The 14,387-nt window shown below is 62.1% G+C and carries 12 protein-coding genes and 1 pseudogene; 7 read left to right on the top strand and 6 right to left on the bottom strand.

The window, feature by feature from the left end:
- Positions 1 to 35 precede the first annotated feature (35 nt).
- A complete protein-coding gene (locus O2N64_RS05665; RefSeq protein WP_271079307.1) occupies positions 36 to 635 on the top strand; it encodes a ferric reductase-like transmembrane domain-containing protein in 600 nt (199 codons plus the stop codon).
- Here O2N64_RS05665 and O2N64_RS05660 read toward each other — a convergent pair.
- Positions 632 to 1,297 carry a YggS family pyridoxal phosphate-dependent enzyme gene (locus tag O2N64_RS05660; protein WP_271079306.1) on the bottom strand — a complete coding sequence of 222 codons (666 nt, stop codon included), beginning with the start codon at positions 1,295 to 1,297 and terminating at the stop codon, positions 632 to 634. The two genes, O2N64_RS05665 and O2N64_RS05660, sit on opposite strands and share 4 nt — an antisense overlap.
- Before the next feature lie 20 nt (positions 1,298 to 1,317).
- On the opposite strand from O2N64_RS05660, the gene O2N64_RS05655 reads away from it, so the two are divergent.
- From O2N64_RS05655 to O2N64_RS05640, 4 genes and pseudogenes are all read left to right on the top strand, one after another.
- A complete protein-coding gene (locus O2N64_RS05655; RefSeq protein ID WP_271079305.1) occupies positions 1,318 to 1,854 on the top strand; it encodes a thiamine phosphate synthase in 537 nt (178 codons plus the stop codon).
- A gap of 75 nt (positions 1,855 to 1,929) precedes the next feature.
- Positions 1,930 to 4,290: an FtsK/SpoIIIE family DNA translocase gene (locus O2N64_RS05650; RefSeq protein WP_271079304.1), complete on the top strand. Its 2,361-nt coding sequence runs from the start codon at positions 1,930 to 1,932 to the stop codon at positions 4,288 to 4,290.
- Between the two features lie 84 nt (positions 4,291 to 4,374).
- Positions 4,375 to 4,500, top strand: a pseudogene (locus O2N64_RS05645) (LuxR C-terminal-related transcriptional regulator); the annotation flags it as partial.
- A gap of 195 nt (positions 4,501 to 4,695) precedes the next feature.
- Positions 4,696 to 5,457, top strand: a complete 762-nt coding sequence (locus tag O2N64_RS05640; RefSeq protein ID WP_271079607.1) for a GIN domain-containing protein — start codon at positions 4,696 to 4,698, stop codon at positions 5,455 to 5,457.
- 255 nt (positions 5,458 to 5,712) lie between these two features.
- Here the strand turns inward: O2N64_RS05640 and O2N64_RS05635 are convergent, their stop codons facing one another.
- Positions 5,713 to 6,792, bottom strand: a complete 1,080-nt coding sequence (locus O2N64_RS05635; RefSeq protein WP_271079303.1) for a helix-turn-helix transcriptional regulator — start codon at positions 6,790 to 6,792, stop codon at positions 5,713 to 5,715.
- A gap of 134 nt (positions 6,793 to 6,926) precedes the next feature.
- Between O2N64_RS05635 and O2N64_RS05630 the strand changes: the two genes are divergently transcribed.
- Both O2N64_RS05630 and rimK read left to right on the top strand, forming a co-directional pair.
- A complete protein-coding gene (locus tag O2N64_RS05630; RefSeq protein ID WP_271079302.1) occupies positions 6,927 to 7,361 on the top strand; it encodes an ATP-dependent zinc protease family protein in 435 nt (144 codons plus the stop codon).
- The gene (rimK, locus tag O2N64_RS05625; protein WP_271079301.1) at positions 7,358 to 8,263 is read left to right on the top strand and encodes a 30S ribosomal protein S6--L-glutamate ligase; all 906 of its coding nucleotides are present in this window, start codon (positions 7,358 to 7,360) and stop codon (positions 8,261 to 8,263) included. Before O2N64_RS05630 ends, rimK begins: the two co-directional genes overlap by 4 nt.
- Positions 8,264 to 8,293: 30 nt before the next feature.
- On the opposite strand, the gene O2N64_RS05620 is transcribed toward rimK, so the two are convergent.
- The 4 genes from O2N64_RS05620 to O2N64_RS05605 all read right to left on the bottom strand — a co-directional run bounded on the left by O2N64_RS05620 (position 8,294) and on the right by O2N64_RS05605 (position 14,294).
- Positions 8,294 to 12,142 (bottom strand): hypothetical protein, encoded by a 3,849-nt coding sequence (locus O2N64_RS05620; RefSeq protein ID WP_271079300.1) that lies wholly within the window; start codon positions 12,140 to 12,142, stop codon positions 8,294 to 8,296.
- Positions 12,139 to 13,059 (bottom strand): hypothetical protein, encoded by a 921-nt coding sequence (locus O2N64_RS05615; RefSeq protein WP_271079299.1) that lies wholly within the window; start codon positions 13,057 to 13,059, stop codon positions 12,139 to 12,141. The genes O2N64_RS05620 and O2N64_RS05615 overlap by 4 nt, the downstream gene beginning before the upstream one ends.
- Before the next feature lie 138 nt (positions 13,060 to 13,197).
- Positions 13,198 to 13,728, bottom strand: a complete 531-nt coding sequence (locus tag O2N64_RS05610; RefSeq protein WP_271079298.1) for a DUF4402 domain-containing protein — start codon at positions 13,726 to 13,728, stop codon at positions 13,198 to 13,200.
- 62 nt (positions 13,729 to 13,790) lie between these two features.
- Positions 13,791 to 14,294 carry a DUF4402 domain-containing protein gene (locus O2N64_RS05605; protein WP_271079297.1) on the bottom strand — a complete coding sequence of 168 codons (504 nt, stop codon included), beginning with the start codon at positions 14,292 to 14,294 and terminating at the stop codon, positions 13,791 to 13,793.
- Positions 14,295 to 14,387: the final 93 nt, after the last annotated feature.

Raw genomic sequence — 14,387 nt, 5'->3', positions numbered from 1 at the left:
ATTGCCGCCTGCGCTTTATCGGTTAGACATCGACCATGGAGAGCAAACCCATCACACCAGCCAGGATTTACGCGCTAGCGACCGTAGTGGCCTTTCTGGCGCTAGCGAGCGCTCTTGCGTTGTCAGGCGAGCCTTCCGAATGGGCATTGCTATCCGCGCGCTACAGCGCACGCGCCGCCTTTCTTATGTTCTTGCTTGTTGTCAGCGCTGGCCCCGCTTCGCGTTATCTCAAATCTGCGTTCTGGCGGAGTTTAGCGCGGCAACGGCGGCATCTCGGTCTTGCGTTCGCGGCGCTGATGTTCCTGCATCTTGCGGCACTGACGATCAATCTCTGGCAATTCGCTCCGCGTACTTTCGCTGAGATTGCAGGGGGAGGCATCACCTATTTTCTGATCACTCTCATGGCGCTGACATCGAATGAAAGTGCGCAGAGACGCATGGGGAAATGGTGGCGACGGCTCCACTGGATCGGCATCAACGCTGTCCTGCTGACATTCGCTATTTCCTATAGCGGACGACTTTTCCGCTCCGACTATTTCTGGACGGGCGCTGTGTTCAGCCCGCTCGTCCTAGCGGCGCTGGCCTTGAGGCTGGAAGAGATGCGGGCAAGCTGGTTCGCCCGCAGTTCGCGCTAGCCACGCTCGCCAAACAGCGCCGTGCCCACGCGGATATGCGTTGCGCCGAGCATGATGGCGGTGGCGAAGTCGCTGCTCATGCCCATGCTTCGACCGTCGAGGCCGTGATCGTCCGCCAGCTTCGCCATCAGCGCGAAATAAGGCGCGGGCTCGAGGCCGAAGGGAGGCACGCACATGAGGCCAGCGAGCGGAATGTCGGCTTTGCGTGCTTTCTCCAGCAGGTCCGGCAGATCCTTTATCGCGCAGCCACCTTTCTGGTCTTCATCGCCGATATTGAGCTGCACGAAGCACGGCACTTGCCGCCCGGTCTTGTCGAACGCCTTGGCGAGCGCTTTGACGAGGCTGGGCCGGTCGAGCGAATGGATGCAATCGAACAGCGCCGCGGCATCCTCCGCCTTGTTCGATTGCAGCTGGCCGACGAGGTGCAGCTCGATGTCCGGTGTTTCCTCACGCAGGGCTGGCCATTTGTCCTGCGCTTCCTGCACCCGGTTTTCGCCGAACACACGCTGGCCGGCGGCGATGACGGGGGCGATTTTCTCTGCCGGATGCGTCTTGCTGACAGCGATGAGCGTCACGCCTTCCGGCTTGCGGCGGGAAATCTGGGAGGCCCGGGCGATCTCCGCATTGACAGTTGCGAGGCGGAAGGTAGCGGTTTCGGTCATGTGTGCGCTATAGCGGGGCCATGGCCGCTTTCCAGCCCCTTCCCGATCTCTGGCTCCTGTCGGATGAGCGCAACGATCATGTGCTGGAGGAGCGCCTGAGAGGCTTCGGTGAGCCTGTTGGCTTCGTCTATCGTCACTACCACCTTCCCGATGCCGAGCGGTATGCGCGCTTTCGCGAGCTGGACCGGATCGCTCGAGCGCAGGGACATTACATGATCCTTGCGGACAGCGCGCTTACCGCCCGTGAATGGGGTGCGGACGGGATCTACGGCGCTCCGCTTAGTCTCTATCCGCGCCGCCGCGACCTGATCCACGTGGCCACCGCCCACAATATGCGCGAGATAGCGCAGGCGAACCGCGTGGGGGCCGATGCCGTGATGCTGTCTCCCGTCTTCCCCACCCGCTCTCATCCGGGGACGAAGACGCTCGGCGCGATGCGTTGGCATGCGCTGGCACGTCATGCAGTCATGCCGGTCATTGCGCTTGGCGGCATGACGAGCGAGAAGGCGAAAGTCCTCAAATCCAAACGCTGGGCGGCCATCGACGGTTTGAGTTAATCACCCAACACCATTGACCGGGGACTCGGGCTATGGGATTCTCCCCCACGGGACGTATTCGCAAAGGGATCAGACATGGCCAGCAGAGCCGCCAATCACGGCGCGGACTGGAAAGCCGCTTTCCGTAAATCGCTCGCCCGCAGCGCGCAGCTGACGGGTGCGGTGGTGCTGTATGGCTTCACCTTATTCCTCGCGATTGCGCTGCTCAGCTACACGCAGACCGATCCCTCGCTCTCCACCGCAGCCGGCGATGTGGTGGACAATTGGATGGGCAAGCCCGGCGCATTTGTCGCCGATCTGGCGCTGACGGCATTCGGTTGGGTCTCGGTGCTATTCCTCCCGCTCACCTATGTTTTTGCTCGCAAATTGTGGCGTGATGCCGATGAGGAGGAAAGCTGGGGCGGCAATTGGTGGCGCACGGTGGCGATCATGCTGCTGGCGATGGCGCTGCTCTCCACTGCTTTCTCACTCATCACCGATCCGCGCGATCACTCATGGCCAGCGGGCTTTGGTGGCCTCGCCGGACTTCTCGGCGAAGGCGGGGTCCGTGCCCTCGCCGGTCTACTGCCCGAAAGCGGGCGTTTCTGGGCCATCCTTGCGGGCGGCGCGCTGAGCCTGATTGGCGGGGCGGTACTTGCCGGACGCATCTTTGCACTCGACTGGTCACGCTTCCTTTCGATCCCGGAATGGATCAAAAATCCGCCACAGCTAACCAAACCGGCTAATCCATTCCAGAAAGAGGCGAAGCGTAAGCAGCGTCGCAAGCCGGACATGCGCACTGCCGACGGCGATGATAGCGAGACCGACGAAGATGACGACATCCCCGCTCTCGCCAAGCGTCGCCCCACCGAGATTTCCGATCCCGCCGCACCCCCGCGCCGTGCCAAGCCTGCCCCCAAGGCGGCGCAAAAGGACATGTTCGCCGAATACGATCTGCCGAGCATAGAGCTTCTCGAAGACACCGATTCCGGCAACACCGCCCCGCTCGACAAGCTGGCACTCGAACGCAATGCTCGCCTACTGGAAAACGTGCTCGACGATTTCAACGTTAAGGGCGAGATTACGGCGGTGAAGACCGGACCCGTCGTCACCATGTACGAGCTCGAGCCCGCTCCCGGCATCAAGGCCAGTCGCGTCATCGGCCTTGCCGAGGATATCGCCCGCAATATGTCCGCCATCAGCGCGCGCGTCGCGCCGATCCCGGGCAAGACGGTGATGGGCATCGAATTGCCCAATGCAGACCGCCAGATGGTCAGCTTCAAGGAGCTGGTCGAAAGCGAAGCCTATGTGAATAACAAGGGCAGCCTGCCGATCATCCTGGGCAAGGGAATTTCGGGCGATCCGATCGTCGCAGACCTTGCCGCCATGCCGCACCTTCTCGTCGCGGGTACGACCGGTGCGGGTAAGTCGGTCGGCCTCAACGCCATCCTGCTGAGCCTGCTCTACCGCTTCACGCCCGAAGAGTGCCGAATGATCCTGATCGATCCCAAGGTGCTGGAGCTGAAGAGCTACGAACACATCCCCCACCTCCTCGCCGAAGTGGTGACCGAGCCGCCCAAGGCCGTTCGCGCGCTCAAATGGGCGGTGGAGGAAATGGAGCGCCGTTATCGCCAGATGTCGGATGTCGGTGCGCGTAACCTTGCCGGTTTCAATGACCGCGTCCGCGCCGCCGCTGCCAAGGGCAAGCCGCTCCAGCGCACCGTGCAGACCGGCTTCGATCCGGAGACCGGCGAAGCGATCATCGAAGAAGAACTGCTCGAATACGAAGTCCTGCCGCAGATCGTGGTGATCGTGGACGAGCTGGCTGATCTCATGCTCGTCGTCGGCAAGGAGATCGAGGGCATGCTCCAGCGTCTGTGTCAGAAGAGCCGCGCGGCAGGCATCCACGTGATCACCGCAACGCAGCGACCTAGCGTCGATGTCATCACCGGTGTTATCAAGGCCAACCTGCCGACCCGCATCAGCTTCGCCGTCTCCAGCCGCATCGACAGCCGCACGATCATCGGTGAACAGGGCGCAGAACAGCTGCTCGGCAAAGGCGACATGCTCTACAAGCCGCTTTCCGGCCAGCTCACCCGCGTCCACGGCCCCTTCGTTTCGGACGAGGAAGTCGAAAAAGTCGCCGAGCACTGGCGCCAGCAGGGCGCGCCGCAATATATCGATTCCGTGACCGAAGAGCCCGAAGAAGGCGGCTTCACCTTCGAGGACGAATTCACCGCCAGCGACAATCCTGAAGAGCGCAAGTATCGCCAGGCCTGCCAGATGGTGATCGAGAACCAGAAGGCGTCCGGCAGCTGGCTGCAGCGCCAGATGAAAGTCGGCTACAACACCGCCGCCAACTGGATCGAGCGCATGGAAAGCGAAGGCCTCGTCGGTCCGGCAAACCATGTCGGTCGCCGCGATATCTACCGCGACAAGGACGGCAATCCGATTTGATCGGCGCGATAACGGGGCAGGCGTATCGACCGGCCCGGTAACCCAATATTGCCGCGATCAGAATTTTGCGGAATAACCGCGTCGATGATTGGCGCCGATCTTCAGAAACTTACGCCTCGCCAAAAAGAGGTTTTGCGGCTTCTGCAGGCAGGGTTCGATACCAAGTCGATTGCGCGCGAGCTGGACATTTCGGTCCACACAGTAACCGAACATCTGCGCGAGGCGCGCCGTCACCTGGGCGTTTCAAACAGTCGTGAGGCGGCGCGCATGCTTGCGCAGGCTGAGGCAGGACCCCCAAATGATTTGGGACACAGCGATATGGGGGTGGGCGCTCCCGCAGCGGAAGCTAACCCAGCGGTTCAATCCAGCACAAAACGAACGCTGGTTTTCATTGGAGCCACAATCATGATCCTGCTCGCCTCTGCCGCACTCGCTCTTACCTTTTCGGATAGCGAACCGCCCATGCAAGACCATGCCGCCACGTCCGAGCAGGTTCCCGCCAGCACCGCCGAGAGAAATCCCAGTCCCTATCCGGTGCTCAACGTACCCGTCGGTCAGTTCGACGAGGTGCAGGTCTCCGGCGCAATCCAGGTATTCGTCATAGCTGGTGCAGACGCACATGGGGTGCGACTGCACGGCCCTCGCGCGCTGATCGAAGATGCCATTGTGGACGTCGAAGAGGGCAGGCTCTCCATCCGCTTCCGCGAAGGCGCAAACTGGAGCTGGAACCCCGGGTCGGGCCTGAACGTCGTTGTGCGGACACCAAGCCTGTCGGCCATTCATATCGACGGGCCTGTGCTGGCCGAGGTCATGCAACCCCGGGGCGAAAGTTTCACAGCGTCAACACAAGCGGCAGGGTCGATCGAGATTACAGAGCTAGATGTTGGAACGGTTCAATTGTCCACGCATGGCGCGGGAGGCATCACCGTGAGCGGATCGGCGCGTGAGGCGGACTACTCTGTTGGCGGAGCGGGATCGATCGACGCGATGCGTCTGCGCGTGACCGATGCAGAAATTGAAATCTCCGGCGCAGGCTCAAACTACGCCAATGTATCGGGTGAAGCGCAGATCGCGCTCACAAGGGATCGGGGCGGACGCGTCGAAGTCGTAGGAGGTGGCACCTGTGTTACCCAGCCCGCGAACTCGGACCGCGTCGAGTGTCGCTGAAGAATGCGGCGACGATAGAAGCAGTCTGGTTTAGCCGAGAATTGCGTGATCCCACCCAATTGGGTGGTCAAGACCATCTCCATCGCCGCTAGCCCGGTTGCCGGATCGGTTGCGACCCGTGTTTCAATTGAGACCGATTTCGATCCAACCTGGCGCGCGGCTGTTCCCGGTCGCGCGCCTATTTTGGGGGGCAAGGGAATACAGGGGATGGCCGGCTTGCCTCTGCGAGGCGGCCATCCCTTACCGACCACTCTTTTAAATGAGGTTGGAAAGATCGTTCGCGCGCGCCGCGTCGACCAGCTTTCGGACGCCGGCATGGCCTGTCTTCGCGCAAATGTTCTTGGCATGCCAACGCGCGGTTTCCACCGACATGCCCAGCGCCCCTGCCGCCGGTCGCACCCCGCCCTCGCGCATGAGCGCTTCCAGCACTTTTGTTTCTCCCGGTGTCAGGCCAAAACTTTCGGCAAAAAGTCCCGAACTGTCGTGAGCGCGGGCCGAATCGCGCGAGAGGGTGAAAAATACCTGCGTCCTGCCGCTGCGATACCAGTGCAGCGCCGATGGCACCGGATCGAACCGCAGCGAAACCGCACCTGCGCGCACAGTGGTGGAACGCGCTGACTGCGCTTCCGCGATCGCCGCGATCAGGGCGTTTCGCAATGCAGGGAGACCGCAGGTAAGCCGATCCCGGCCGAAACGCAGGGGCCCGGTAAGCATCGGCGAATCGGGCTCGCTTCCGGGCAGGAAAGTGAGCGAAAGGTCGCTATCGACAAGGCCGTAAAGGATGGTCTCATCACCGCGCTCCTCCGCCAGGATCCTGCCCACTCGCAAGGAACTGCGCATTGCTCCGCCGAGCAAGGGAAGCAGCGCTTTCAGCAGCAATGCGTCCCGCGTATCGAAAAAGTCCTGCGAGAAACTGCGCTGGAGACTGATGGTCCGGCGACCCATTTCAGGATCGTTGGAAATAACGCCGAATACCGAATCCGCGATGTCTCCTGCTTCGCTGATCGCGGCATAGTATTCGGTATGACTGATTGCACTGTTGGGCATCAGCTCCTGCCCGAGCCGGGTCTGGCCGACAGCCACGCGAAGCGACGGTTGAGCCCGCGGATCGAAGCGATTGTAATGCCGGTTGTACGCCTTGGCGACGTCGGGATCGTGATTGAAGATACAGGAATAGGAATAGCGGGCCGCGCCACTGCCGCCGAGCAAAATGCCGCGCACGCCGCCCACGGAATGAGCAAGTGTCTCCAGCACATCGGCCCAGCTCGCATCCCCGAACCCGGCGGCCTCGACGGATTTTACAAGTCTATCAGGAAGTTCAGCGCCGCCGGCCATATGTTTGTAGCCCTAGCGCGTAGCGCCGGCAGGCGAAAGGGGCTCGCCCATTCGCACTGGCAGGCCGTCATCTATTGGTCTATCGCCACGCCATGGGAACAGGAACGGACACGCGCGTGCAACGGAAAGAACTAATGCCTGTAGGCTGGCGGGAGAAAGTCGCTCTGCCCGAGCTGGGCCTTTCCGGCATTCCCGCGAAGATCGATACCGGCGCGCGAACTTCCTCGCTGCATGCAGAGGTGATCGAAGATTTCGAGCGTGATGGCGAGCGTTATGTCCGCTTCTGCGTCGATTGGGGGGGCGAGCGGCACACTTGCGAGGCAATTCATGTCGATATTCGCGGCATCACCAGTTCCAATGGCGAAACCCAACGCCGCTATGTCATCAAGACGCCGCTGACGATCGGTAGCGTCACTTTCCGCGCCGAGATCAGCTTGGCGGATCGCTCGGACATGAAATTCCCGATGCTCATCGGCAGGTCGAGCCTGCGGCGGCGGTTTGTCGTCGATTCAGGCCATTCCTGGTTACAAACACCCGGCATGGAGCCGGTGAAAGGTCATAAGCCGTGAAAATTGCCATGCTGGCGCGCAATGCCAATCTCTATTCGCACAAACGCCTTGTCGAGGCGGCAGAGGAGCGCGGCCATACGCTCGATATTCTCAACACCACGCGATGCACCGTGCATATCGCGAGCCACCGGCCAGAGGTGTATTACAATGGCGAGCCTGCGGTCGGTTATGATGCCGTTATCCCGCGTATCGGGGCCTCGATCACGAATTACGGCCTCGCCATCCTGCGCCAGTTTGAAATGCGCGGCTGCTGGCCGCTCAATGAAAGCGTCGCCATCGGGCGCAGCCGGGACAAGCTGCGCAGCATGCAGATCCTCGCCAAATATGGGCTGGGCCTCCCGCTGACAGCCTATGCCAACGATCCCAAAGCAGCCGAAGCGATCATCAAAGCGGTCAATGGACCGCCGGTCGTGATCAAGCTGCTCGAAGGGACGCAGGGCATCGGCGTGGTGCTTGCCGAAACGATGAGCAGCGCCAAATCGGTGATCGAGGCGTTCCGCGGCGCCAATGTGAACATCCTCGTGCAGGAATTCATCAAGGAAGCGGGCGGCACCGATATCCGCGCGCTGGTAGTGGGCGGTAAAGTCGTCGCCGCCATGAAGCGCACCGGTGCAGCGGATGATTTCCGTTCAAACCTTCATCGTGGCGGCAGTGCCGAATTGGTTAAAATTACGCCCGCCGAGCGATCGACTGCGGTTAGCGCAGCCAAGCGCATGGGTCTCAATGTCTGCGGGGTGGACATGCTGCGCAGCAATCATGGCCCGGTGATCATGGAGGTGAACTCCTCACCCGGTCTCGAAGGGATCGAAAAGGCAAGCGGAAAGGATGTCGCGGGCACGATCATCAAGTTCATCGAGGACAATGCGAAGGACGGAAAAACCAAGACCCGCGGCAAGGGTTAGTGTCCGGGACCGGCCGCAGATCGCAGCCGATCAGTCGCAGCTACGTACGCTCAGATCCAGGCTGATGATGTCGCTCGCTTGTCCGACTGTGACGGGCGCCAGAGTATCGAGGCAGAGATTCAGGCGTTCGGCCTGTTCGGGGTCGATCACCAGCGTATAGGTGCCGGGCTCCACCCGCTCGAAGAAGAAATATCCACCGCGCTCGGTGCGCACGAAATCGGTCAGCTCGCCGCTTCCATCAAGCATCTGCAGGCGCAGGCCGGAGACACCACGCGCGCCGGTATCTTCGCTGAAGACCACCGTTCCCTCGACTTCGCTCAGCTCAATCACGGGGAAATCAAGGGTCTGGAATCGCCCTGCACGCGGGACGATCTCGATCCCGCGATTAACCGGCGCCATAAAGATATCCGGCAAGCTGGACGGATCGACTTGCACGACTGCCCTGCTGCCATTGCCCAACTCGCCCAGCCGCGCGTGGCCCTGTTCGTCCGTGGTGGCTGTGGCGCTGGTCGTGCTCACGGTAACGTCTGGAAGCGGAACGTCCGCCGCGCTGTAAACCCTGTCGCCATCGACATCGCGGAAAGCGCGCACCGCGACTGCACCCGATGATGCCATTCCGGGAGGCGCGACAAAGAACCGGTTGCTCAGCGGATCGCGGCCGAAACTGAAATTGACTCTCAGGGCGACCGAGTGGTCCTTTCGCTCAAAATCATACTGACCATCGAGCGCGAGGGAGAACTGGTCGAATTCGCGGATCGCCGACAGGCCGAGGAAAGCGCCGCCATTCTCGAAAGCATATCCGGCCGATCCGCGCACCACCGTGCGATCATCGACCGCGTGGCTGATTTCTGCCGCGACCTGAGTGATCGCCGCATCGGGATAGGCCCTGAAGCCGACCGAGCCCCGTAGCTGCGTGGAGGAGCGATTGAATGTCGCCAGGTCGAAATTGCCGATCAGCTGCGAAAAGGAGGGCGCGTCAGGTGACGATGTGCCTGTATAGCTCAGCGTCGACGACGCGATATAGCCTGGAAGTCGCACAGACGCGCGGGCGGCAGCACTTGTCTGCACCCTCCCGTCTTGGAATTCGGACCTGCGCGCCCGCAGGGAAAGCGGAACATACAGCTCACGCCCGAGATCGAGCGAGGTGTTGAAATCGAATTCCGTCGCGCGGTCGAGCGGTAAGTTGCCAGCGCCGCGCAACTCATCGATGAAGGGCCCGGAATATTCGAAATGGGTCAGGCGGAACCCGCCGCCAAGCGCCCTGCCTCCGAGACCGATTCCGGCCGCTGCACCTCCGCCTTCGGATAACCCGGCATCGGCGCGAAGGGCGAGACCGCCGAGGCCGGTGCGCAAGCCTGCCGTCGTCAGCCAGCGGTCCTGCCCGTCATATTGGAAAAAGGCGGCGCTGACATTGGCGGTGACATCGGCGCTGATACCGTAAGATGCTTCCGCACTCGCCTGCCAGTCGCCGTATCGGAAATCGCGCCGGAAATCCGGGCCTTCCACACCGAGCAGATTGACCCCTCGCTCGACCACACCAGCCGAATAGGTGAAATCGCCCGCAGCAAGCCTGCCGTCACCCACACTGATGCGCCGGACCTCTTCACGCCGCTGCCCTTGCGGCCCGTAAAAAACCAGCCGGAAGACATTGAGGCCGAAATCGACGGGGATTTGCAGAAATTCATACTGGCCGTTGACGCGGCTGCGGGTCGATCCAAGCAGGATATCGTTGCGATAGATCTCGACTTCGTAACCGTCAGGCAGGACTCCGCGGAAGTCGATTTCATCGAAAACGGAAATGCCATCGAGCGTCTGGTTGCTGACATAGGCGCCCCGCCCCGATGCCCCGCGCAGCCCCAGCGGCATCGCATCGGTAGCGACGTCTCCCACCAGGAATTGCGTGGCCTGAAGCGGACCCAGCAGGTCTCCGTCGGCATCGCGGCGACCCAATTCGACGATTGCGGCGGTCAGCCCGTCACGCGTGGTCGCGCTGATAAAAGCCTGCGCGGTCATGAAAGCCAGATCCCCCGCAACGCGGAGATCGGTCTCCAGCCGTTCGCCGCGCGCGGTGTCCGACACGGCGCGCAGTTCTGTGTCGACGATCGGAACGGTGAATGCATCCCACGGCAGATCTTCGCGCGGCCACTGGGCTTGCTCGGGCATATTGTTGCGCAGCCCGAGCCGTTCGCGCTCAGCCTGCCGCCGCATGCGTTCTTCGAAAGGGAACGGCTCCAGCGTGGTCAGGATTACAGCCTGCGAGCGCAGGTCGGTTTCGATTTCGAGCGGGAAAAGCTGGGTGAATATATCCGACCGCAGGAAAACCTCGCCTTCGAAGGCCTGCGCAGCATCGGGCGGGAGCGTGAACGCGCCGGAAGCGGTTTGCACATTGCCGCTGCGCAAATTGATGGCGAGCGTGCGCTCTTCCGACAGGAACCAGCCGCTTGCATAATTGCCATCGTCGCTGATCTGGATCGGCAGATCGAGAAGACGGGCGAGCTCGCCCAGCGGCAGATACACGCCTCCGCGCGTACCGTATGCGATGATCGTATCCGTAGCCGTCGTCCCGGTGACGCGCAGTTGCAGGATAAGCTCGTCATCATAATCGAACAGCGCCTGTCCCGGCTCTGCAGGAAATGTCTGGGTGCCGGGAGTGATGTCGGTACTGGGCTGCCCAGTCTGCGCGGGCGCGGCCGCATCGCCGGTTGCGCCCGGCTCCGCACCGGGAGCGAGCACGGCATCCAGCACCTGGTCAATGAGCGGCCTGTCGTCTGAAGCGGCCGTATTTGCCGGCGGGCTCGTGCTCTCCGTTTCGGCCAGCGCAACGGTTTCGGGCGCTGGCACCGGTTCGGGAGCTGGTTGAGGCTCGGGCGCGGTTGCTGGCTCGATTTCTGTTGGTGCCCCTGTCTCGGATACACTCTCTTCGTTTGTCGTATCTTCAATGGCGGACACCAGCTCGACCGCGCGCGGAGTTTCCGCCTCTTCCGCTGGCTCGACATCCGTAAGAATTGCCGCTTCGGGCAATCGTTCGACTTCGACTTCGGCCTCAGGCGGTGGCTCTGCCACTGGCTCAACTTCAGCTGCGAGAGTCGCGTCAGCTTCCGCGACCACATCAGCCCCCTCCACCACGCTGATCTCGTCGACCGGTGCAGGCTCCAGCTCAGCGTCGTCATCGTCTGCGGTGACAATCGGCGCGGGCGCAGCTTCGTCTTCGTTCGCAACCGACGTGTCTTCGGCAAGCGACATCTCCAGCTCGGCGCCAGTACCCATCTCGGCGAGAAGCAGATCAAGGAATTCGTCCAGATCGGTCCGCGATGAAGCGGCAAACGCGGTCTGCTCCTCTCCATGACTTGGCGAGGTCTCGACCGGAACCGACACTTCGCTTCTCGGGGCGAAGGAAACGGCCTCGCGCTCCACGGATGAGAGGGTGAAGAGGGGTTCCCGCTCTTCGGGCTGACTCGCGTTTGCGGCCGCCACGTCGGGTTGCAACTCGGCCGGATTTTCGACGGCTGGCGCATTGTCGGGAGCGCCGATGCGCCCGATACTCCTCCTCGCGGGGGCAAGCGCGCGCGGCGGGTCATCGAGCGGCGAAGCTATTGGGGGGGCTATCGGCGCAGCATCAACGTCTTTCGGGCGCGGGCCGAATGTCGGATGCGGCGGCTCGGGCAGTGGCGGATAGAAATCCAGCCAGTTGTAGGTCAGCGGCGCGTCCGCATTGGCCTCTTCGATGCCGGGAGTGCGCGGATTGCTTTCGACATTGCCGGGCCTTGCGCCGCTATCAGCCTTGCTGGAAGGGCCAGTATGACCCGGAACCGTCAGGCCCAGCAGGACTGTGCCGACAGAAATGCCGCCCAGCAACCTTCCGGGTCGGCGAGGCTTCACGGCACCACGATTTCCTGGCTGGCAAGGGTCTCGCCCGGATTGACATCGTCATCGACGAAAGTCGCGGTCAGTACCGTGCCGGGAGCGCGCAGCGCGCTTTCCCAGGTCGGCCCCACGGATAGCTCTACCGTGCGGCTATCGATCTCCGGATAGATGCCGATACCGCGCGCCAGCGCCACCGGCTCGGAAATGCCCGGAGCGGTGACGATCAGATCGCCATAGGCAGAGCGCGTGCCGGAGCGGGTGAGCGTGATACGCAGCGTCAATCCATCGTCGCTGGCGATGACAGTTGCCGGCTCCATGCCGACATCAAGCGTGGTTTCGCCGATGCGGACGATGACGGGGATGGAAATGGCGAAGCGCGGACGGATCACGACACCGATGCCATTGTTGCCCGCAGCACCGCCGGCGGCGTCCTCGATCGACAGGCCTTCATCCGTATCCGGCACGGATATCACGGTGAAATGCGAGCGATATTCGCCGTCGGGCAGATCGGCAGCCGGGCGCGCCATAATGCGAACAGTCTGCGCTTCATTGCCGAGCAGGCGGACGCGGCGCGGTGACCAGCGCAACATATGGCTGGCGGCATCCAGACGCTCCAGCGTGGGTGCGGCGCGGGGATCGTCGAGCGCGACAAGGCCGCCCTCTTCGGTCATCACCAGATCCCGCACCGAGATTTCATATTCGCCGACGGCAGGCACACGGTTGTAGAGGCCGACGGTCGCAATCCGCTGTCGGCGATCGACAATAATGCGGCGTGGATAGAGGTTGATGTCGCCCATGCCGCCCACTGCGCCTTCGGGAATAGGCGTTACCTGCGGATCGTCCCTGTAGGGATCGGCCACCTCGACCGTCTCGTCCTGCGCCTGCGTAGATGAGATCGCGTCCTGCTGCGCATGGAGGCTTGCAGGAGCCATCAGCGCGCACAAGCAAGCAAGCCCGGCGGCGCCGCGGAAGATGGGCGAGAAGAGATTCTGGTTAAAATTCACAAGGCAATCCGCGTATTTGAGACGGCAGATTCTATGGGAAACTATCTAGTCGCTGGCAAGCACGTGCTAGAAGTAAGCCACCGTTATCACGAAGTCGCCGGAGTAGCTTCCGGTCGGCTGATTGCCGACGATATTGAGCGTTCCGCCCATATCGAGCCGCCATTCCGAATTCCGCCCGCGCTGCCGCGTGCGCACGAGCCGTGCGGTCGTATTGTTCACCAGCATGCTGGCTGAAGCACTGTTGGTGATGATGATCTGCGACGGATAGAAAGCAGTGAAGAAGCGGCTTCGATCCTGCTCGATATGGAATTGCGCAGGCCCCCTGCCTTCAGGAGGCTGGTCCACGTTCATACCGGCAACGACAGCGCCTGTCGGCACGACCGTACCGTCAACATCGACCCGTATCGTGCTGGCTGTTTCAGGGCTGGCGAATGCCCCGAAGCGAAGATCCGCCAGATGCCTGACCCGCGAAGGGGACACGACGGTTCCGCCTGCGTTGCCTTCCATCTGCGCGTCGTTTTGCTGCGCCTGGGCAGGTGTCGCTATGCCCGCGAGACCAATGCTCGCCGCAGCGAAGAGGACCAGATGGTATCGCATCGACATGGCGGAGAGCGATCAGGGGCGGGCCGCAGAACAGTTCCACGGCCCGCACCGGAATCTTAGTTGTAGGCGACTTCTACGAGGTAGGTACCTGCGTAGTCACCAGCCAGCTGGCTTGCGCCCACCGTCAGCGTGCCGCCGACCGCGAAGTTGGCGTCGCCATTCACGTCCAGCGTGCCGGTTGCCGGCGCGCTCGGGACGAAGGACATGGTGGTGGTGCCATCGGTGTGGGTGATCACGTCGGGAGTGGTGGTGATCGAGAACTGACGGCCTGCGTCGCCTGCAACGTCGAATTCGTCTGCGGATTCGATCGAGTCGGACATGTGGACCACGTCACCCGTCACCGAGCCGACGCCAGCCTGCGAAACGACGACCGTACCACCCGTACCGGCGGTGAACGATCCGAAAGCAAGCTCTGCGCCCACGACGTGGGTCAGCGTGATCGGAGCGACGACTTCAGCAGTGGCCGAGCCTTCTGCCTGGTTGTCGTCAAGAGCCTGCGCAAAAGCGGAGGTCGAAGTAAATGCAGCTGCAACAGCCGCGAGAACAGCAAATTTTTTCACGTATCGTACCCTTCATTTTGTCTCAAATGATGCCCACCCCCCAAGGCGGACAGGAACGGGAACAAGCCGTGGCGAAGTCCCGATGGGCTACGT

Origin of the sequence: Aurantiacibacter sp. MUD61 (genome assembly GCF_027912455.1) — a bacterium.
Lineage (GTDB): Bacteria > Pseudomonadota > Alphaproteobacteria > Sphingomonadales > Sphingomonadaceae > Alteraurantiacibacter.
This window is presented reverse-complemented; position numbering and strand designations above follow the sequence as displayed.

Excerpts from the sequence above, each read along its gene's own strand:
- O2N64_RS05660 (WP_271079306.1), bottom strand. The coding sequence starts at position 1,297 with ATGACCGAAACCGCTACCTTCCGCCTCGCAACTGTCAATGCGGAGATC.
- O2N64_RS05655 (WP_271079305.1), top strand. The coding sequence starts at position 1,318 with ATGGCCGCTTTCCAGCCCCTTCCCGATCTCTGGCTCCTGTCGGATGAG.
- O2N64_RS05650 (WP_271079304.1), top strand. The coding sequence starts at position 1,930 with ATGGCCAGCAGAGCCGCCAATCACGGCGCGGACTGGAAAGCCGCTTTC.
- O2N64_RS05630 (WP_271079302.1), top strand. The coding sequence starts at position 6,927 with ATGCCTGTAGGCTGGCGGGAGAAAGTCGCTCTGCCCGAGCTGGGCCTT.
- O2N64_RS05640 (WP_271079607.1), top strand. The coding sequence starts at position 4,696 with ATGATCCTGCTCGCCTCTGCCGCACTCGCTCTTACCTTTTCGGATAGC.
- O2N64_RS05635 (WP_271079303.1), bottom strand. The coding sequence starts at position 6,792 with ATGGCCGGCGGCGCTGAACTTCCTGATAGACTTGTAAAATCCGTCGAG.
- O2N64_RS05615 (WP_271079299.1), bottom strand. The coding sequence starts at position 13,059 with ATGGCTCCTGCAAGCCTCCATGCGCAGCAGGACGCGATCTCATCTACG.
- O2N64_RS05665 (WP_271079307.1), top strand. The coding sequence starts at position 36 with ATGGAGAGCAAACCCATCACACCAGCCAGGATTTACGCGCTAGCGACC.
- O2N64_RS05610 (WP_271079298.1), bottom strand. The coding sequence starts at position 13,728 with ATGCGATACCATCTGGTCCTCTTCGCTGCGGCGAGCATTGGTCTCGCG.